Below are 18,509 nucleotides of genomic sequence, written 5' to 3'. Positions count from 1 at the left end.
ACGCTACTTCTTATTGGCGAGCAGCGCCTGGAGATCGGTTTTCAGGGTCGACATCTGGTTGGCGTACTTCTCTTTATGTTCCGCATCTTCAATCAGCTGCACGATAGTCTCAGACAAGGTTTTTCCGCGGCGCTGGGCAAGCCCCGCCAGACGTTGCCAGACCATAAACTCCAGATCGATCGACTTCTTCCGGGTATGCTGGTGTTCAGCATTGAAATGCCGTTTTCGCCGCGCGCGGATGGTCTGCTTCATGCGGTTCAGGAGCGCCGGATTGATGTGTTTATCTATCCAGCCGTTGACCAGAATGGGTTCATTTTCGAGGGTCAGCAATAAATCTACAGCTTCTTTTGCAGCACTGGCTTCGAGGTAGCACGTGATCAATTCCCCTTCACGGTGTTTTTTGACCAGATACTTCCATTTCCAGCCGCTTTCGAGATTTTCCAGTTGTTGGTATTTCATTGCGATCTCAGTGTGACCGTGTAACTGTGTTCAGAATATCAGTTTTTTGGCAATCTGCTGAAAAGAAATCATATCCTGTGACACGCGGTGACGTATTCATCGCTGGAAACGCCCATTCCCTCATGGGCAGAGCCTGCGCCTTACGGTATACTCCATCGTTTTACTTCTGACTAAAAAACATCAACTTTGACCATTACGAAACTTGCATGGCGTGACCTGGTTCCGGATACCGATAGCTATCAGGAACTGTTTGCACAGCCAGATCTCGCGAAAGAACACGAATACATCCTCAGTGACACACAGCCCCGTTTGCATTACGCACTGGAGCAGGTGTTAAGCCCGTGGGCCACCTCACCGTTCATGTTGTTGAAAGCGCCAGACGAAGCGGAGTATCTGAGTCTTCTGGCGGATGCCATGCGGCAGCTGCAACCAGAAACCGGGACGGTCTTTGGGGGTGAGTACAACATTAACGGGCATACTGTTACCTTTGAACCGGCGACCGTACCCGATGGCCGTTTTGCTGTCACAGGCAACATTGTCCCGGCGGGCTGGACAGAAGCTGAACAGCTTTTCGGCTGCCTGCGTCAGTTTAACGGCGAGTTAACCCTGCATCCCGGCATGGTCCATCAGGCCAATGGCGGCGTGCTGCTCATCTCCCTGCGCACCCTTCTGGCACAGCCTCTGCTGTGGATGCGCTTGAAAAATAGCGTCAGCCAGCAGCGGTTTGACTGGGTGGCGTATGATGAGTCGCGCCCTCTTCCGGTTGCCGTGCCTTCTATGCCGCTCTCCCTGAAAGTGGTGCTGATTGGCGATCGCGAAGCGCTGGCCGATTTCCAGGAGATGGAACCCGAACTGGCAGACCAGGTGGTGTACAGCGAGTTTGAAGACAGCACGCAGATCGCGGATGCCGAAGATATGCTGCAATGGCTTCAGTGGGTGCATGCCGTCTGCGAACGTGCGCAACTTCCAACCCTGGCGGCCGATGCCTGGCCGGTGCTGATCCGCGAAGCAGTGCGTTATACCGGCGATCAGGAGACCCTGCCGCTTTGCCCTCTCTGGCTTGGTAAGCAGCTGCGTGAAGCCGCGGCCATGACCGATGACGGCACCATTACCGGCGAGCACCTCTCCCAGATGCTGCTGCAGCGAGAGTGGCGTGAAGGCTACCTTGCGGATCGCATGCAGGACGAGATCCTGCTGGAGCAGATCCTGGTCGAAACCGAAGGTGAACGCGTAGGGCAGATCAACGCCCTGTCGGTGATTGAGTTCCCTGGTCATCCGCGCGCCTTTGGCGAACCGTCTCGCATCAGCTGCGTCGTACACATCGGTGACGGTGAGTTTATCGATGTGGAACGTAAAGCCGAGCTCGGCGGGAATATTCATGCCAAGGGCATGATGATCATGCAGGCTTATCTGATGTCGGAACTGCAGCTTGAGCAGCAGATCCCCTTCACCGCCTCCCTGACCTTCGAGCAGTCCTACAGCGAAGTCGATGGCGATAGCGCCTCGATGGCAGAGCTGTGCGCGTTAATCAGCGCCCTGGCCGATGTGCCGGTGAATCAGAGCATTGCCATTACCGGTTCGGTGGATCAGTTTGGTCGCGCGCAGCCGGTCGGCGGGCTGAATGAGAAGATCGAAGGCTTCTTTACCGTTTGCCAGCAGCGCGGGCTGAACGGTAAACAGGGCGTCATTATCCCTCTGCCGAACGTCCGCCATCTTAGCCTCAGCCAGGAACTGCTGACAGCGGTAGAAGAGGAACAATTCACCCTCTGGGCGATCGAAGACATTGCTGATGCGCTACCCTTACTGACAAACCTGGAGTGGGATGCCGAAGGGCAGACGACGCTGATGCACACTATCCAGGAGCGTATTGCGCAGGCAACACAGCAGGAAGCACGTCATCGTTATCCCTGGCCGTTACGCTGGTTGAACTGGTTCACGCCTAACTGATCGGACTTGTTCAGCGTACACGTGTTAGCTATCCTGCGTCCTTCACTAAAATAAGGCATACTGAGAACATGGTAGATAAACGCGAATCCTATACAAAAGAAGATCTTCTTGCCTCTGGTCGCGGTGAACTGTTTGGCGAGAAAGGCCCGCAGTTACCGGCCCCGAACATGCTGATGATGGACCGTGTCGTGAAGATGACGGAAACCGGCGGCAACTTCGATAAGGGTTACGTAGAAGCAGAGCTCGATATCAACCCGGACCTGTGGTTCTTTGGTTGCCACTTTATTGGTGATCCGGTGATGCCAGGCTGCCTGGGTCTGGATGCGATGTGGCAGCTGGTTGGTTTCTACCTCGGCTGGCTGGGTGGCGAAGGTAAAGGCCGCGCCCTGGGCGTTGGTGAAGTGAAATTCACCGGTCAGGTTCTGCCAACCGCGAAAAAAGTTACCTACCGCATTCACTTCAAACGCATTGTTAACCGTCGCCTGATTATGGGCCTGGCGGATGGCGAAGTGCTGGTCGACGGTCGTCTGATCTATACCGCGAATGACCTGAAAGTGGGTCTGTTCCAGGATACTTCCGCATTCTGATTTTAGCTTTTCATAAGCATAAAACGGCGAAACCTCCGCACTGCGGAGGTTTCTTTTTTTAAAGAGACGCTATCAAGCAAGTACTGCCCTGTCTCCGATGGCTTCTCGCCAGCCCCCTAACCATTGCGACCTCTGATTGATGGTCTGATAGGGACACATTTCTTTAGAACGTCCGGCGATGCCAGCCTGATAACCACGTTGATGAGCCCTTTCAAGGCGATCTCGTTTCTGTCTCTTCATGCCTCGTTTCCCTCATTATTTGATCTGGTGGAAAAGAAAACAGTGATTACAAAATGTGCAACCACAGATAACGAATACCCTGATTACCGCTTAGCGTCAATGCGCAAAATTCACGCCAGTGTCATATTTGTGAGCTACTCAAAACTTCATTTGTACAAAAAGTGTGATGCGGCACAAGTAACGACCTGAGGTTAAAACGAAAAAAAAGCCGCAATTAGCGTGACGCTAACTGCGGCCTGGTGCGATGAATTTTACTTATGGCAGACGGGAAATCTCTCTGGCAATGCTGGCGGACTCCTGCGCCCACCCCTGTGCCAGTACTTTCACCATCTCATCGTAGCCATCTTTTTGCTGTTTCAACTCCAGGTGGAAAGGCCGCTTAATCAGCTGGCCCTGATGGTTCAGCAGCCATTCACCGCTGACAATCACCCTGCCATCATAGCGTCCATGGAAGTTGGTCACGTTGACGTTCAGCGTATCCTGATCGCTCCCCAACGGCTGCGACGCCACTACCCATCCCGGCAGCTGGCTACTGAGATTGGCGACCAGCGTGTTGCGCAGCTGCTGATCCAGCGGGCTGGCCCACAGGTTGTTGTTAGCGATGACATACTGCACATCGCTGGTTTGATAAACTACGCCATTACCCGCCAGGTAATCCGGCACCGCCACCTGCTCGACCCACAGCAGACGGTTCCCCTGGCTGGCGATGCTTTGCCCGCCCGCCTGCGCTGCCACAGGCAGCTGGTAATAGCTCTTGTTCTCTGCTGAGCTGCAGGCGGTCAGCAGCGCCACTGTGGCGATCGTTAGCCATTTTTTCATTATTTAGCCCCCTTCGGCTCAGGGTCCTTTTTGTCTTTCGCTTCGAATACCAGCGCGTTGCTCTTCGTGTTCAGCGTCTTCAGCACCGGCTGCAGTTCACGCAGAACCTGATCGAGGCGCTGCATATCTGCCACCATCTTGTTGTACGCCGCTGAGCCCGGCTGGAAGCCCTGCATACTGCGGTTCAGCTCGCGCAGCGTTTTCTGCATGTCCTGAGGCAGCTGCTGCATCGACTGGCTGGCGGTCAGCTTGTTGAGGTTATCCAGGGTAGTCTGCAGACGGCGCATCGTCGCCTGGCTCTCACTGAGCGTGTTGGTGGCCTGTTGGATCATCGGATTGAGCGGCAGATTGTTGATCTTATCCAGGGTCTCCATCAGACGCTGTTGGATCTGCGCCAGACCACTGCTTACGGTCGGGATGATTTTATAGCCCGAAAACTCGCGGATCTCTTTAACCGGCGGCTCTTTCGGGAAGAAGTCCATATCCACGTACAGCGCCCCGGTCACCAGGTTACCGGTTTTGAGCGAGCCGCGCAGGCCACGCTTCATCAACCCGTCGATATGCTGAGCGATATCAGGCGTGTCGCCCACCTGATTAATCAGACGCTCCGGCTCAATGCGGATCAGCACCGGAATACGGTAATCGTCATCCAGCACCTGACGCATGCCCGGCGCAAAGAACGGCACTTTGCCGACGGTACCAAGACGGATGCCGCGGAACTCCACCGGCGCTCCTGGCTGCAGGCCGCGCACAGAGTCCTTGAAGAACATCAGGTAATCGATATGGTCGGTATAGAGCGAATCCTGAATGCTCTTCTGGTCGTCATACAGTCTGAACGCGGTCTTTTGCGCCACCGGCTGGCCCTGATCCATCCCTTCCGGCACGTCAAAGCTAACGCCACCGCCGAACAGCGTGGAGAGTGATCCCATCTCGACGCGCATCCCCGCCGAGGTTAAATCCACGGCGATACCGCTGTCTTTCCAGAAACGGACGTTGCCGGTGACCAGACGATCGTTCGGCGCATTGATAAACAGCTGGTAACTGATGGTGCGTTTTTGCGTGTCAAAGGTGCTGGTTTCAACGGAGCCAACACGATAACCGCGGAACAGCACCGGATCGCCCGGGCTCAGCTGGCCGGCTTTTTTACTGTCGAGGGTCACGCGGATCCCCTTCGCATCCGGCGGCGCCAGCGGTGGAGAGTCCAGCAGCTGATACTGCCCCGGTTGAGATCCCTTTTTCCCCGGCTGCAGTTCGATATAGGCCCCGGACAACAGGGTTCCCAGGCCGCTGATGCCTTCGCGGCCCACCTGCGGTTTCACCACCCAGAACACCGAGTCGCCATGCAGCAGCTTCTCCATGCCGGCGTTGAGGCGGGCTGTGATTTCTACGTGCGTCAGGTCGTCGGTCAGGGTTGCACTCTCAACCACCCCCACATCCACGCTGCGGCTCTTGATGGTCGTTTTACCGCCCTCAATCCCCTCGGCGTTGGTGGTGATTAGCGTCACGACCGGGCCCTGATGGCTGTAATGATAAAACAGGATCCAGGCACCGATCAGCGCGGTCACGATGGGGAAAATCCACACCGGCGACCAGTTTTTGACCTTCTGCACTTTCGCCTCTCCACTCTTATTTTCCATGCTTTTCTTCATCCTCATGGCTCGACTCTGGCTCACGATCCCACGATAAACGCGGATCGAAGGTCATGGCCGCAAACATGGTCATAATCACGACCAATGCAAACATCAGCGCCCCTATTGCGGGGTAAATACTCATAAGCCCGCCTATCCGCACCAGTGCAGAAAGAACGGCAATCACAAACACGTCAATCATTGACCAGCGTCCGACAAACTCGACCACTTCATAAATCAAATGCATCCGCTCGCTATCACGCTTGCCGTGTCCTTTGGCATCCCAACAGAGCCAGGCAATGGCGATCATTTTGAGCGTAGGTACCATGATACTGGCGATAAAAATCACCAGCGCCACCGGATAGGATCCCTCCCCCCAGAGCAGAATTACCCCGGCCATAATGGTCGAGGGCATTTCATCGCCCAGCAGATTGGTGATCATAATCGGCAGGATGTTGGCGGGGAGATAGAGCATGATCGAGGTGACGAGCAGCGCCATCGTCCATTGAAGACTGTTTTTACGCCGCACGTGCCCTTTCGTTTCGCAACGCGGACAGATCTCCTGGTCGGCAGGGAGGATTGCCGTACAGCAGGAGCACAGGCGCAGATTCTGGTGAATCCCCGGCACGCCGACCTTCAATGCCTGCGGCAGCGCAGGCGCTGGGGCGATATCGTCCCATGCCCAGCGGCGGTCCACACACTGAAATGCCCGCAGCTGCAGGACGCAATAAAGACACCAGGGAATAAAGCTGCTGCCAACGCCCACGTCACCGTAGGCCATCAGTTTGACAAAGCTCACCAGGATCCCGGCAAGGAAGATCTCTGCCATCCCCCAGCTTTTTAACTGAAACAGGATCCGCGCCAGCCTGATTTTCAATGCCATGGGCATCTGCACGCGGTTCACGAGCAGCAAGATTACCACCAGGCAAAACGCCGGCACGATCTGGACGAAAAGCATAAAGAAGGTGCCCAGACTGGCGTAATCTTCCGAGAACATTACGCCAGGTATCTCCAGCAAATGCACTTCGCTGGTGATACCGCCCACTTTCATATAGATAAAGGGAAACAGGTTGGAGAGAAACAGCATGAACAGCGCAGCAATAGCATAAGCAGTGGGACGCTGCCGGGGCGCGTCCCACTTCGTTGTCAGCGTTGTCCCGCATCGCGGGCATGCCGCTTTATGTCCATGCTCGAGCGCGGGAAGCGCCACGAGCATATCGCACTGGGAGCATAAAATATGCCGATCGGCATGGTGATGTTCACACATACTGGCTCCATGTTTCACTTATGCGCCGTTTTTCAGAGCCTCAAGATATTCCCAGCGTTCGAATGCCTCTTCCAGCGCCTGCTCAGCCTGTGCCATATCGGCCAGGACTTTTTGCGTATGGTCATGCGGCTGGCTAAAGAATGACGCGTCGGCCACCTGAGCCTGCAAACCTTCCAGACTGGCTTCGAGCTCTTCCAGACGCTGCGGCAAGCCTTCCAGTTCGCGCTGCAGGTTATAGCTTAGTTTGTTACTGCTACGTTTGGCCGTTTCTGCTTTGGTGACAGCAACTTCTGCTTCACTCTTCACTTTTGACTGTTTCGTCGCCAGCGACTGCGCCTGCTGCCCACGGGCATCGTGGTAACCGCCCACATAGCGCCCGATACGCCCCTGGCCTTCGAAGATCCAGCACTCGGTAACGGTGTTGTCCACGAACTGACGATCGTGGCTGACCAACATGACCGTTCCCTGATAACTATCAATCAGTTCTTCAAGAAGTTCCAGCGTTTCGACATCAAGATCGTTCGTCGGTTCATCGAGGATCAGCAGGTTGCTGGGTTTCAGGAACAAACGCGCCAGCAGCAGGCGGTTACGCTCCCCGCCGGAGAGGGCACGAACCGGCGTCATCGCCCGTTTTGGATGGAACAGGAAGTCCTGCAGGTAGCCCAGCACATGGCGCGGTTTCCCGTTCACCATCACTTCCTGCTTACCTTCTGCGAGGTTATCCATCACCGTTTTGTCCGGATCCAGCTCGGCACGGTGCTGGTCGAAGTAGGCCACTTCCAGCTTGGTCCCGCAGTGGATGCGGCCGCTGTCGGCCTTCAGTTGATCCAGCATCAGCTTCAGCAGCGTGGTTTTGCCGCAGCCGTTCGGGCCGATCAGGGCGATTTTATCCCCACGCTGGACCTGGGCGGAGAAGTCTCTCACCAGCACTTTGCCGTCCACCTGGTAGTTGACGTTCTCCATCTCAAAGACGATTTTGCCGGAGCGGCTCGCCTCTTCCACCTGCATTCTGGCGCTGCCCATCACTTCCCGGCGCTCGCTGCGCTCACGGCGCATCGCTTTTAAAGCGCGGACGCGGCCTTCGTTACGGGTACGACGAGCTTTAATCCCCTGACGGATCCACACCTCTTCCTGGGCCAGCTTGCGGTCGAACTCGGCATTTTGCAGCTCTTCTACCCGCAGGTTTTCCTCTTTTTCCAGCAGATAGGTGTCGTAGTCGCCCGGATAGGTCACCAGCTTGCCGCGGTCGAGATCGACGATGCGGGTTGCCATATTGCGAATAAACGAACGGTCATGGGAGATAAAGATAATGGTGCCGCCGAAGGTTTTCAGGAACCCTTCCAGCCAGTCGATGGTTTCGATATCCAGGTGGTTAGTCGGTTCATCGAGCAGCAGCACTTTCGGCCCGCTGACCAGCGCCCGGCCCAGCGCGGCCTTACGCAGCCAGCCGCCGGAGAGGGAGGCCAGCGGCATGTCCGCTTCCAGACCCAGCTGGGCCAGCACTTCGTTGATGCGGTTTTCCAGCTGCCACAGGCCGTGATGATCCAGCAGCTCCTGCAGACGCGCCATCTCGTTGAGGTTTTTAGTGCTCGGGTCGGTCATCACCAGGTGCGAGATCTCGTGGTAGCCCTTCAGGTATTCCGCCTGCTCGGCGATCCCTTCGGCCACAAAATCATAGACGCTGCCCTGCACGTTACGCGGCGGATCCTGTTGCAGACGTGCCACCACCAGGTCCTGCTCGTAAACGATACGCCCGTCATCCAGCCCCTGCTCGCGGTTCAGGATCTTCATCAGGGTCGATTTACCGGCGCCGTTACGGCCTACCAGACAGACACGTTCGTTATCTTCGATATGCAGTTCTGCGTTATCGAGAAGCGGTGCGTCGCTGAATGAGAGCCACGCGCCATGCATGCTAATTAATGACATTTACTTTTCCTTTCAGGCGGCGGTGATCAGCCAGCAGTTGTGGATCTGACGGTTACGGGCAAAATCCTGGGACAGGGTTTTTTGACTGATTTCTTGTGCTTTCAGCCCCAGTTCTTCCAGCCCTTCGTGATCCATGCGGAAGCCGCGCTTGTTGTTCGAGAACATGATGGTGCCGCCTTTACGCAGCATCCGTTTAAGATCCTTCATCAGCGCCAGATGGTCGCGCTGAACGTCAAAAGACTCTTCCATGCGTTTGGAGTTGGAGAAGGTCGGCGGATCGATAAAGATCAGATCGAACTGCTCCTCCGATTCGCGCAGCCAGCCCAGCACGTCGGCCTGCAGCAGACGGTGTGCCCGGCCGGTCAGGCCGTTGAGACGCAGGTTGCGCTCTGCCCACTCCAGATAGGTGCGGGACATGTCCACGGTCGTGGTCGTGCGCGCGCCGCCCAGACCGGCATGCACGCTGGCGCTGCCGGTGTAGGAGAAGAGGTTCAGGAAATCCTTGCCTTTGCTCATCTGGCCCAGCATACGGCGGGCGATACGGTGGTCAAGGAACAGGCCGGTATCGAGGTAATCGGTCAGGTTGACCCACAGGCGCGCGTTATATTCGCCCACTTCGATAAACTCGCCCTTGCTGTTCATCTTCTCGTACTGGTTTTTCCCCTTCTGACGCTCACGCGTTTTCAGGATCAGCTTGTTCGGGGCGATGTTCAGCACGTTGATGGTCGCGGCAATGATATCCAGCATACGCTGACGCGCTTTCTGCGGATCGACGGTTTTTGGCGGGGCGTACTCCTGCACCACCACCCACTCGCCGTAGCGGTCGACCGCGACGTTGTACTCCGGCAGATCGGCGTCATACAGGCGATAGCACTCAATCCCTTCCTGCTTCGCCCATTTTTCAAATTTCTTCAGATTTTTACGCAGACGGTTGGCGTAATCTTCCGCAATGCTGGCCGGTTTGCTGTCGGCTTCTTTCTCGGCCAGATGGTAGTTCTTCTGCACGCAGTCCAGCGGGCCGTTTTTGGCCTTGAACTGACGCTCGGCGCGCAGCTGCAGGCAGCTCAGCAGCTCCGGCGAGGCGCTGAACAGGGAGAGGTTCCAGCCGCCAAACAGATCCTTCATGGTGCGGCCCAGCAGGCTGTGCAGGGCAATCAGCGCCGGCTCGCTGTCCAGACGTTCGCCGTAAGGCGGGTTGCTGATCACCGTCCCGTACGGACCTTTCGGCAGCGGGTTGGTGAGCTGGGAGACATCTTTCACCTCAAAGGAGACCAGCTCGCCAATCCCGGCGCGACGGGCGTTGCTGCGCGCGCGTTCAATCACGCGGGCATCGCTGTCAGAACCGTAGAAACGGGATTCATAGGCAGCCAGACCGGCACGGGCGCGGGTCTGAGCTTCGGCTTTCACTTCCTGCCAGGTGGCTTCGTCATGCTGTGCCCAGCCCTTGAAACCCCACTGGCCGCGGTGCAGACCCGGTGCGCGATCGGTCGCCAGCATGGCCGCTTCAATCAGCAGCGTACCGGAACCGCACATCGGATCGAGCAGCGGCGTGCCCGGCTGCCAGCCGGAACGCATGACAATGGCCGCCGCCAGGTTCTCTTTGATCGGCGCGATACCCGCCCGGTCGCGGTAGCCGCGCTGGTGCAGGCCTTCGCCACACAGATCCAGCGCGATACTGGCGATCTCTTTGTTCAGACGCACGTTAATGCGCAGATCCGGGTTTTCACGATCGACGTTCGGACGTTCCAGATTTTTGCGGGTGAAACTGTCGACGATGGCATCTTTGACCTTCAACGCGCCGTACTGGCTGTTGCGGATCTCGTCGTTGAGGCCGCTGAAGTGCACGGCAAAAGTGGCGCCCGGAGCAAAAATCTCTGTCCAGTCGATCGTCTGCACGCCCAGATAAAGATCGAGATCGCTGTAAACCTTACACTCTCTCATCGGCAACATGATGCGTGAGGCCAGGCGACTCCACATCAGGCTCTGGTAAATAAGCCGCGTGTCGCCCTGAAAATGGACACCACCCTGAACCACCTGGCACTCTTGCGCGCCCAGACTTTCCAGTTCAGTTTTTAACAGCTCTTCCAGCCCACGGGCCGTACTGGCAAACAGAGAATTCATATCGTCACTTTTACTCTAAGAAAATTGCTGCGCATTATAGCCAATCTGGGCTCTATGTCATAAAGTTGAGGGCTTATTTTCATTTGAGGGGACGGTGCCGTGGCGACGTTATCCAGGCTTTTCATTCATCCGGTCAAATCCATGCGCGGTATTGGGCTCACGCATGCCTTCGCAGACGTCAGCGGTTTTGCCTACGATCGCATTTTCATGGTCACCGAACCGGATGGCACGTTCATTACCGCCCGCCAGTTCCCGCAAATGGTTCGTTTCACTCCGGCCCCGGTTCAGGATGGTCTGCATCTCACCGCGCCGGACGGTTCCAGTAGTATCGTTCGCTTCAGCGATTTTGCGCCAGCGGATGCGCCTACCGAAGTGTGGGGCAACCACTTTACCGCGCGTATCGCCCCGGAGGCGATTAACCGCTGGCTGAGCGAGTTCTTTTCCCGCCCGGTACAGCTTCGCTGGGTCGGGCCTGAACTGACGCGACGCGTGAAAAATTTCGCCGGGGTGCCGCTGTCGTTTGCCGACGGCTTCCCGTTCCTGCTCACCAACGACGCCTCGCTGCGCGATCTGCAAAAGCGCTGCCCGGCAAGCGTGCAGATGGAGCAGTTCCGCCCGAATATGGTGGTCACAGGCGCAACGGCCTGGGAAGAAGACACCTGGAAAGTGATTCGCATCGGCGACGTTATCTTTGACGTGGTGAAACCCTGTAGCCGCTGCATCTTTACCACCGTCAGCCCGGAAAAGGGGCAGAAGCACCCCGCCGGCGAGCCGCTGAAAACGCTGCAATCCTTCCGCACCGCGCAGGATAACGGCGATGTTGATTTCGGCCAGAACCTGATCCCGCGCTCCAGCGGCGTGATCCGCGTGGGCGACGAGGTGGAGATCCTCTCGACCGGGCCAGGGCGGATCTACGGCGCAGGTGCGGAAGAAGAGACTCCAGAGGTGGAGATCCAGCCTGCCACGGCGGTGACCATTCAGTGGCAGGGTCAGACGATTCGCGGTAACAATCAGCAGGTGTTACTGGAGCAGCTTGAACAGGCCGGGATTCGCGTGCCCTATTCCTGTCGTGCGGGGATCTGCGGATGCTGTCGCATCACGCTGGTCGAAGGCGAAGTGAGCGCGTTGAAGAAATCGGCCATCGGCGGTGACGGCACTATTCTGTGCTGCAGCTGCGTACCGAAAATCTCGGTACAGCTGGAAGCCTAAACGGCCTGCTCGAGACTGAAGCTGACCGGCTGGGGTTTGAGTCGGTCATTCATCACTTTGATCGGGTCGCCCAGCTGCATGGTGCGCCCGGCAATAGTCACCGCCGGCTGCGCCAGTAAACAGAGCGCGGCGTTATCGCCCGGCTCCACCACCAGCAAATTCACCAGCTCGGCATTTTCGCTCAGGCTGACGCATGCGGCATCGCCGGTGACCGGCGACCAGCGCTCACCGTGAGCAAGAAAGTGCCAGCTTTTCGGCATCTGAGGTTTAAGGAAGCGGATCGCCACCAGCGCATTGAGCACCAGTTCGGCGCGTTGTTCTTTCGACAGATCCAGATCGCGGCACTTCTCTTCAAAGGAGAAATAGAGCGCGGCATCGTCGACGCAAAAACCGGTATCGGCAAAGGCGTCCGGGGTTAACATCCGGCGGGCAAAACGCGAACGAAACAACATACCATTGGCGAGATCGAGCATCATGCGATCGTGCTCGTCACAGAAATACCAGCGCCAGTTATCGTCAGGTTTAATTCGCATCTGTCTCTCCCGTTCCCGAAACGTCCTGTCGTAAGAAAGTCCTTATTTGCCGCTTCGCTTTTTTAACTTCAATAATCAAAGACTACAATGTCTAATAAAGCAACAGCCCGGGAATATAAAACAACCAGAGCTGGAAATAAAGCCCTGGTTGTAAGTCATGCTAAAAGATTAGATATGATTAACGATTTCTTTAATCAGCGGCGGGCCTTTGAAAATAAAGCCTGAATATATCTGCACCAGCGAAGCGCCAGCCGCCATTTTCTCGCGCGCGGCCATGACCGAATCAATACCGCCCACCCCAATAATCGGTAGGCGACCCTTTAATTCCTGCGACAGACGGCGAATAATTTCGGTGCTTTTTAACTGCACCGGACGCCCGCTCAGGCCACCCATTTCGTCGCAATATTTCATCCCCTGAACCAGCGAGCGATCGAGGGTGGTATTGGTGGCGATAACACCATCAATATTATGGCGAACTAAACTGTCGGCGACCTGTACCAGCTCTTCTTCAGTCAGATCCGGGGCAATTTTAACGGCCACCGGGACATATTTATGGTGCGTCGCCTGGAGTTCATTTTGCTTATTTTTAATGGCGAGTAATAAATCGTCGAGGGCTTCACCATATTGCAGCGTACGCAGGCCCGGGGTGTTCGGTGAAGAGATATTCACCGCAATATACCCGGCATAGGCGTAGACTTTTTCCATACAAATCAGGTAGTCATCTTTGCCCTGCTCGACCGGCGTGTCTTTATTTTTGCCGATATTAATGCCCAGAACGCCATCGAAATGGGCTTTCTTTACGTTCTCGACCAGATGATCGACGCCGAGGTTATTAAAGCCCATGCGGTTGATCAGCCCTTCGGCCTCAACCAGTCGGAACAGGCGCGGCTTGTCATTACCCGGCTGCGGGCGTGGCGTGACGGTGCCAATCTCGATGGAGCCAAAGCCCATCGCACCCATTGCATCAATGCACTCACCATTTTTATCCAGCCCTGCCGCCAGACCCAGCGGGTTTTTAAAGGTTAATCCCATGCAGGTGACCGGCTTCTCCATCACTCGCTGGCGCACCAGCGCTTCAAGCGGGGTTCCCGTAATACGGCGTAATTGCTGGAATGTAAATTCATGAGCGCGCTCAGGGTCGAGCTGGAAAAGGGCTTTACGAACGAAGGGGTAGTACATGAACTCTCCTGGATTCCCGGTGTGCAAACCGGGGCCGAATTATCAGCGATCGCAGCGGGAAAGGGAATTGACCTGCGGCAAAAAAAACCTCACCAGACGCAATCGTTTACTTTTCACCCCTCCTTTATTCATTTTTTGGCATTTATCTTGCGGATAAATCATTTAGTGGAATAAGTCAGCGATGCCACACTGCCAACAAATGTTATCAATGTTAGATAAAAGCAAATAATTGGTTATAAGGAGCATCTATGCGCGTCATTACGTTGGCCGGCAGTCCGCGATTCCCTTCCCGCTCCAGCGCGCTGCTGGAGTATGCCCGGGAGCAACTGACTTCTCTGGATGTGGAAGTGTTCCACTGGAATCTGCATAACTTCGCCCCGGAAGATCTTCTCTATGCCCGCTTCGATAGCCCGGCGCTGAAGACCCTGAACGAGCAGCTTAAGGATGCCGACGGGCTGATCGTCGCCACCCCGGTGTATAAAGCCTCATTTTCCGGCGCTCTGAAAACCCTGCTCGATCTCCTGCCGGAGCGCGCCCTGGAGGGCAAAATTGTGCTGCCGCTGGCGACCGGTGGCACCGTCGCTCATCTGCTGGCGGTGGATTATGCCCTGAAACCGGTGCTCAGCGCCCTGAAGGCCCAGGAGATCCTGCACGGCGTGTTTGCCGATGACTCGCAGGTGATCGACTACCAGCACAAGCCGCACTTTACCCCGAACCTGCAAACCCGCCTCGACAGCGCGCTGGAAACTTTCTGGCAGGCGCTGCATCGCCGTGACGTTCAGGTTCCCGCCTTCGGTCTTCAGAAAGGAGTCGCCCATGTTTAAATCTCTTGCACGCCTGAGCCTGGCGGGTCTGGTGGCCCTCTCCGGCCTGGCCCACGCCGCCGATCCCGCCCCCGAGAGCCTGCGTATAGGCTACCAGAAAGGCAGCGTCAGCATGGTGCTGGCGAAAAGCCATCAACTGCTGGAAAAACGCTACCCGGACACCAAATTCTCCTGGGTGGAGTTCCCGGCAGGCCCGCAGATGCTGGAGGCGTTGAACGTCGGCAGTATCGACCTCGGCAGCACCGGCGATATCCCGCCGATTTTTGCTCAGGCCGCCGGCGCGGACCTGGTCTACGTTGGCGTGGAGCCACCAAAACCGAAAGCCGAAGTGATCCTGGTGCCTGAAGACAGCCCGATTAAAACCGTGGCGGATCTTAAAGGCCATAAAGTGGCCTTCCAGAAAGGTTCCAGCTCGCACAATCTTTTATTGCGCGCCCTGCAGCAGGCGGGTCTGACCTTTAAAGATATTCAGCCGGTTTATCTGTCCCCGGCGGATGCCCGCGCCGCCTTCCAGCAAAACAACGTCGATGCCTGGGCAATCTGGGATCCCTACTACTCCGCGGCCCTGCTGCAGGGTGGCGTGAAGGTGCTGAAAGACGGCGAAACCCTGAAACAGACCGGCTCCTTCTACCTTGCCGCTCGCCCTTATGCGGAGAAAAACGGTGAATTTGTTCAGGGCGTACTGAATACCTTTAGCGAAGCGGATGCCCTCACCCAGAGCCAGCGTCAGGCCAGTATTGCCCTGCTGGCAAAAACGATGGGCCTCCCGGAGCCGGTCATTGCCACCTACCTTGACCACCGCCCGCCAACCGTTATCAAACCGGTAGATGCCAGTACCGCCGTGTTGCAGCAGCAAACCGCTGACCTCTTCTATGACAATCGCCTGGTGCCGAAAAAAATCGATATTCGCGACCGTATCTGGCAACCCACAGCGCAAAAAGGAGCTAAATCATGAGTCTGAATCTGTTCTGGTTTTTACCTACCCACGGTGATGGTCATTATCTGGGTACCGACGAGGGCGCACGCCCGGTGGATCATGCTTATCTCCAGCAGATCGCCCAGGCCGCAGATCGGATTGGCTTTACCGGGGTGCTGATCCCGACCGGACGCTCCTGTGAGGATGCATGGCTGGTGGCGGCGTCGATGATCCCGGTGACCCAGCGCCTGAAGTTCCTGGTGGCCCTGCGCCCGAGCGTGACCTCTCCGACGGTAGCCGCCCGCCAGGCCGCCACCCTCGACCGCCTGTCGAACGGACGCGCGCTGTTTAACCTGGTGACCGGCAGCGATCCGCAGGAGCTGGCGGGAGACGGCGTCTTTCTGGATCACACCGAGCGTTACGAAGCCTCCGCTGAGTTCACCCACGTCTGGCGTCGTCTGCTGGAGGGGGAAAATGTGACCTTCGAGGGCAAACATATTCATGTTCGTGATGCCAAACTCTTCTTCCCGCCGATCCAGCAGCCGCGTCCACCGCTCTATTTTGGCGGTTCATCGGACGTCGCTCAGGATCTGGCCGCCGAGCAGGTGGATCTCTATCTCACCTGGGGCGAGCCGCCGGAGCTGGTCAAAGAGAAGATCGAACAGGTGCGCGCCAAAGCCGCGGCTCACGGTCGTAAGGTGCGCTTCGGGATCCGCCTGCATGTGATTGTGCGCGAAACCACTGAAGAGGCGTGGCAGGCCGCCGACCGCCTGATCGCCCATCTCGACGATGCCACCATTGAGAAAGCCCAGGCCGCCTTTGCCCGCACCGATTCCGTCGGGCAGCACCGGATGGCCTCCCTGCACAACGGCAAGCGAGAAAATCTGGAGATCAGCCCGAACCTGTGGGCGGGCGTGGGGCTGGTGCGCGGCGGCGCGGGTACGGCGTTAGTGGGGGATGGCCCGACCGTGGCGGCGCGAATTAATGAATACGCCGACCTCGGTATCGACAGCTTTATTCTGTCCGGTTATCCGCATCTGGAAGAGGCGTACAAGGTAGGCGAGCTGCTGTTCCCGCATCTGGATGTCGCCATTCCGCAGATACCGCAGCCGCAGCCCCTGTCGCAGCAGGGTGAGGCGGTCGCCAACGAATTTATCCCGCGTAAAGTCGCCCAGAGCTAAGGAGAACGCATGGCTAACCCTTCCCGAAAATGGCTGCTGCGCATTGCACCCTGGCTGCTCCCTGTGGGTATTGTCCTGATCTGGCAGCTGGCATCCTCCGTGGGTTGGCTGTCGAGCCGCATTCTGCCCTCCCCGGAGGGCGTTGTGGAGGCGTTCTGGTCCCTGAGCGCCAGCGGTGAGCTGTGGCAGCATCTGGCGATCAGCTCCTGGCGCGCGGTGATTGGTTTCTCCATCGGCGGGTCGATTGGCCTGACGCTGGGCCTGATCAGCGGTCTGTCCCGCTGGGGCGAGCGTCTGCTGGACACCTCCATCCAGATGCTGCGCAACGTGCCGCACCTGGCGCTGATCCCACTGGTGATCCTGTGGTTTGGTATCGACGAGACGGCGAAGATTTTTCTCGTCGCCCTTGGCACCCTGTTCCCGATCTACATCAACACCTGGCACGGCATTCGTAATATCGACCGCGGGCTGGTGGAGATGGCGCGCAGCTACGGTTTGTCCGGCTTCGCCCTGTTCATCCATGTGATCCTGCCGGGCGCCCTGCCCTCGATCATGGTCGGCGTGCGCTTCGCCCTCGGCCTGATGTGGCTGACGCTGATCGTAGCGGAGACCATCTCCGCTAACTCCGGTATCGGCTACCTGGCGATGAACGCCCGAGAATTCCTGCAGACCGACGTAGTGGTAGTGGCCATTGTTCTCTACGCCCTGCTCGGCAAACTGGCGGATGTCAGCGCCCAGTGGCTTGAACGCCGCTGGCTGCGCTGGAACCCGGCCTACGTAATTAAGGAGGCACACGCATGAATACGGCTCGCTTAAATCAGGGGACGCCGCTGCTGCTTAACGGCGTGACCAAACGCTACGGCGAAAACACCATTCTCAACGGCCTGGATCTGCACATTCCCGCCGGACAATTTGTGGCGGTGGTGGGCCGCAGCGGTGGCGGTAAAAGTACCCTGCTGCGCCTGCTGGCCGGGCTTGAAGCGCCAAACGACGGTGAACTGCTGGCCGGCAATACCCCGCTGGCGCAGATCCAGGAAGACACCCGAATGATGTTTCAGGACGCGCGTCTGCTGCCGTGGAAAACGGTGATTGATAACGTCGGGCTGGGGCTGAAAGGCAACTGGAAAGCGCAGGCCTTACAAGCCCTGGCCGCCGTCGGGCTGGACAATCGCGCGGGTGAGTGGCCTGCCGCCCTCTCCGGCGGACAAAAACAGCGCGTGGCGCTGGCGAGGGCGCTGATCCATCGCCCTGGGCTGCTGCTGCTGGATGAACCGCTGGGGGCGCTGGATGCGCTGACGCGGATCGAGATGCAGGATCTGATCGTTTCGCTATGGCAGGAGCACGGCTTTACGGTGCTGCTGGTGACGCATGACGTGAGCGAAGCCGTCGCGATGGCCGATCGGGTATTGCTGATTGAGGATGGCAAGATAGGGCTGGATCTGACGGTGGACCTTCCACGCCCTCGCCGGGTGGGTTCAGTGCGGCTGGCGGAGCTGGAAGCGGAGGTGCTGGATCGGGTGATGAAGCGTGGCGCAAATGAGGTGTCTGTCAGAAAGCACGGATAAAAATGCCGGGTGGCGGCTTCGCCTTACCCGGCCTAAAACATAACCGTAGGCCCGGTAAGCGTAGCGTCACCGGGCATCAGGCCGCACAGCATTGCCGGGTGGCGGGCT

At 57.4% G+C, this 18,509-nt stretch carries 17 protein-coding genes; 8 read left to right on the top strand and 9 right to left on the bottom strand.

Features of this window, described 5'->3' with window-relative positions:
* Positions 1 to 3 precede the first annotated feature (3 nt).
* Positions 4 to 459 (bottom strand): macrodomain Ter protein MatP, encoded by a 456-nt coding sequence (matP, locus tag ES815_RS17550; RefSeq protein WP_142488954.1) that lies wholly within the window; start codon positions 457 to 459, stop codon positions 4 to 6.
* A 186-nt stretch (positions 460 to 645) separates the two neighbouring features.
* Between matP and ES815_RS17545 the strand changes: the two genes are divergently transcribed.
* Together ES815_RS17545 and fabA are read left to right on the top strand one after the other, a co-directional pair.
* Positions 646 to 2,406, top strand: coding sequence for a Lon protease family protein (locus ES815_RS17545; RefSeq protein WP_142488953.1), 1,761 nt, complete (start codon positions 646 to 648; stop codon positions 2,404 to 2,406).
* 68 nt (positions 2,407 to 2,474) lie between these two features.
* Positions 2,475 to 2,993: a bifunctional 3-hydroxydecanoyl-ACP dehydratase/trans-2-decenoyl-ACP isomerase gene (gene fabA / locus ES815_RS17540; RefSeq protein WP_032617398.1), complete on the top strand. Its 519-nt coding sequence runs from the start codon at positions 2,475 to 2,477 to the stop codon at positions 2,991 to 2,993.
* Between the two features lie 72 nt (positions 2,994 to 3,065).
* On the opposite strand, the gene rmf is transcribed toward fabA, so the two are convergent.
* The 6 genes from rmf to rlmKL all read right to left on the bottom strand — a co-directional run bounded on the left by rmf (position 3,066) and on the right by rlmKL (position 10,994).
* Positions 3,066 to 3,233, bottom strand: coding sequence for a ribosome modulation factor (gene rmf / locus ES815_RS17535; RefSeq protein ID WP_032617397.1), 168 nt, complete (start codon positions 3,231 to 3,233; stop codon positions 3,066 to 3,068).
* A gap of 255 nt (positions 3,234 to 3,488) precedes the next feature.
* A complete protein-coding gene (gene pqiC / locus ES815_RS17530; RefSeq protein ID WP_142488952.1) occupies positions 3,489 to 4,052 on the bottom strand; it encodes a membrane integrity-associated transporter subunit PqiC in 564 nt (187 codons plus the stop codon).
* A complete protein-coding gene (gene pqiB / locus ES815_RS17525) occupies positions 4,052 to 5,689 on the bottom strand; it encodes an intermembrane transport protein PqiB (protein ID WP_142488951.1) in 1,638 nt (545 codons plus the stop codon). The genes pqiC and pqiB overlap by 1 nt, the downstream gene beginning before the upstream one ends.
* Positions 5,679 to 6,947, bottom strand: a complete 1,269-nt coding sequence (gene pqiA / locus ES815_RS17520) for a membrane integrity-associated transporter subunit PqiA (protein ID WP_142488950.1) — start codon at positions 6,945 to 6,947, stop codon at positions 5,679 to 5,681. Before pqiA ends, pqiB begins: the two co-directional genes overlap by 11 nt.
* 18 nt (positions 6,948 to 6,965) lie before the next feature.
* Positions 6,966 to 8,873, bottom strand: a complete 1,908-nt coding sequence (locus ES815_RS17515) for an ABC transporter ATP-binding protein (RefSeq protein ID WP_142488949.1) — start codon at positions 8,871 to 8,873, stop codon at positions 6,966 to 6,968.
* Positions 8,874 to 8,885: 12 nt separating this feature from the next.
* Complete coding sequence (gene rlmKL / locus ES815_RS17510) at positions 8,886 to 10,994, bottom strand: bifunctional 23S rRNA (guanine(2069)-N(7))-methyltransferase RlmK/23S rRNA (guanine(2445)-N(2))-methyltransferase RlmL (RefSeq protein WP_142488948.1); 2,109 nt, start codon at positions 10,992 to 10,994, stop codon at positions 8,886 to 8,888.
* A 99-nt stretch (positions 10,995 to 11,093) separates the two neighbouring features.
* Here rlmKL and ES815_RS17505 point away from each other — a divergent pair, with 99 nt between their 5' ends.
* The gene (locus tag ES815_RS17505; protein ID WP_142488947.1) at positions 11,094 to 12,203 is read left to right on the top strand and encodes a YcbX family protein; all 1,110 of its coding nucleotides are present in this window, start codon (positions 11,094 to 11,096) and stop codon (positions 12,201 to 12,203) included.
* Here ES815_RS17505 and zapC read toward each other — a convergent pair.
* Positions 12,200 to 12,736 carry a cell division protein ZapC gene (gene zapC / locus ES815_RS17500; RefSeq protein WP_142488946.1) on the bottom strand — a complete coding sequence of 179 codons (537 nt, stop codon included), beginning with the start codon at positions 12,734 to 12,736 and terminating at the stop codon, positions 12,200 to 12,202. The genes ES815_RS17505 and zapC overlap by 4 nt on opposite strands.
* 168 nt (positions 12,737 to 12,904) lie before the next feature.
* Complete coding sequence (pyrD, locus tag ES815_RS17495) at positions 12,905 to 13,915, bottom strand: quinone-dependent dihydroorotate dehydrogenase (protein ID WP_142488945.1); 1,011 nt, start codon at positions 13,913 to 13,915, stop codon at positions 12,905 to 12,907.
* 248 nt (positions 13,916 to 14,163) lie between these two features.
* On the opposite strand from pyrD, the gene ssuE reads away from it, so the two are divergent.
* The 5 genes from ssuE to ssuB are packed head-to-tail and all read left to right on the top strand — an operon-like array spanning position 14,164 to position 18,401.
* Positions 14,164 to 14,739 carry an NADPH-dependent FMN reductase gene (ssuE, locus tag ES815_RS17490; RefSeq protein ID WP_059308351.1) on the top strand — a complete coding sequence of 192 codons (576 nt, stop codon included), beginning with the start codon at positions 14,164 to 14,166 and terminating at the stop codon, positions 14,737 to 14,739.
* Positions 14,732 to 15,694, top strand: a complete 963-nt coding sequence (locus ES815_RS17485) for a sulfonate ABC transporter substrate-binding protein (RefSeq protein WP_142488944.1) — start codon at positions 14,732 to 14,734, stop codon at positions 15,692 to 15,694. The genes ssuE and ES815_RS17485 overlap by 8 nt, the downstream gene beginning before the upstream one ends.
* The gene (gene ssuD, locus ES815_RS17480) at positions 15,691 to 16,836 is read left to right on the top strand and encodes an FMNH2-dependent alkanesulfonate monooxygenase (protein ID WP_142488943.1); all 1,146 of its coding nucleotides are present in this window, start codon (positions 15,691 to 15,693) and stop codon (positions 16,834 to 16,836) included. The genes ES815_RS17485 and ssuD overlap by 4 nt, the downstream gene beginning before the upstream one ends.
* A gap of 9 nt (positions 16,837 to 16,845) precedes the next feature.
* Positions 16,846 to 17,637 carry an aliphatic sulfonate ABC transporter permease SsuC gene (gene ssuC, locus ES815_RS17475; RefSeq protein ID WP_142488942.1) on the top strand — a complete coding sequence of 264 codons (792 nt, stop codon included), beginning with the start codon at positions 16,846 to 16,848 and terminating at the stop codon, positions 17,635 to 17,637.
* Positions 17,634 to 18,401 carry an aliphatic sulfonates ABC transporter ATP-binding protein gene (ssuB, locus tag ES815_RS17470; protein WP_142488941.1) on the top strand — a complete coding sequence of 256 codons (768 nt, stop codon included), beginning with the start codon at positions 17,634 to 17,636 and terminating at the stop codon, positions 18,399 to 18,401. Before ssuC ends, ssuB begins: the two co-directional genes overlap by 4 nt.
* Positions 18,402 to 18,509 lie beyond the last annotated feature (108 nt).

Origin of the sequence: Leclercia adecarboxylata (assembly GCF_006874705.1) — a bacterium.
Taxonomy (GTDB): Bacteria; Pseudomonadota; Gammaproteobacteria; order Enterobacterales; family Enterobacteriaceae; genus Enterobacter; species Enterobacter adecarboxylatus_C.
The sequence above is the reverse complement of the archived record's forward strand: the minus strand, read 5'-3'. Positions and strand labels throughout refer to the sequence as shown.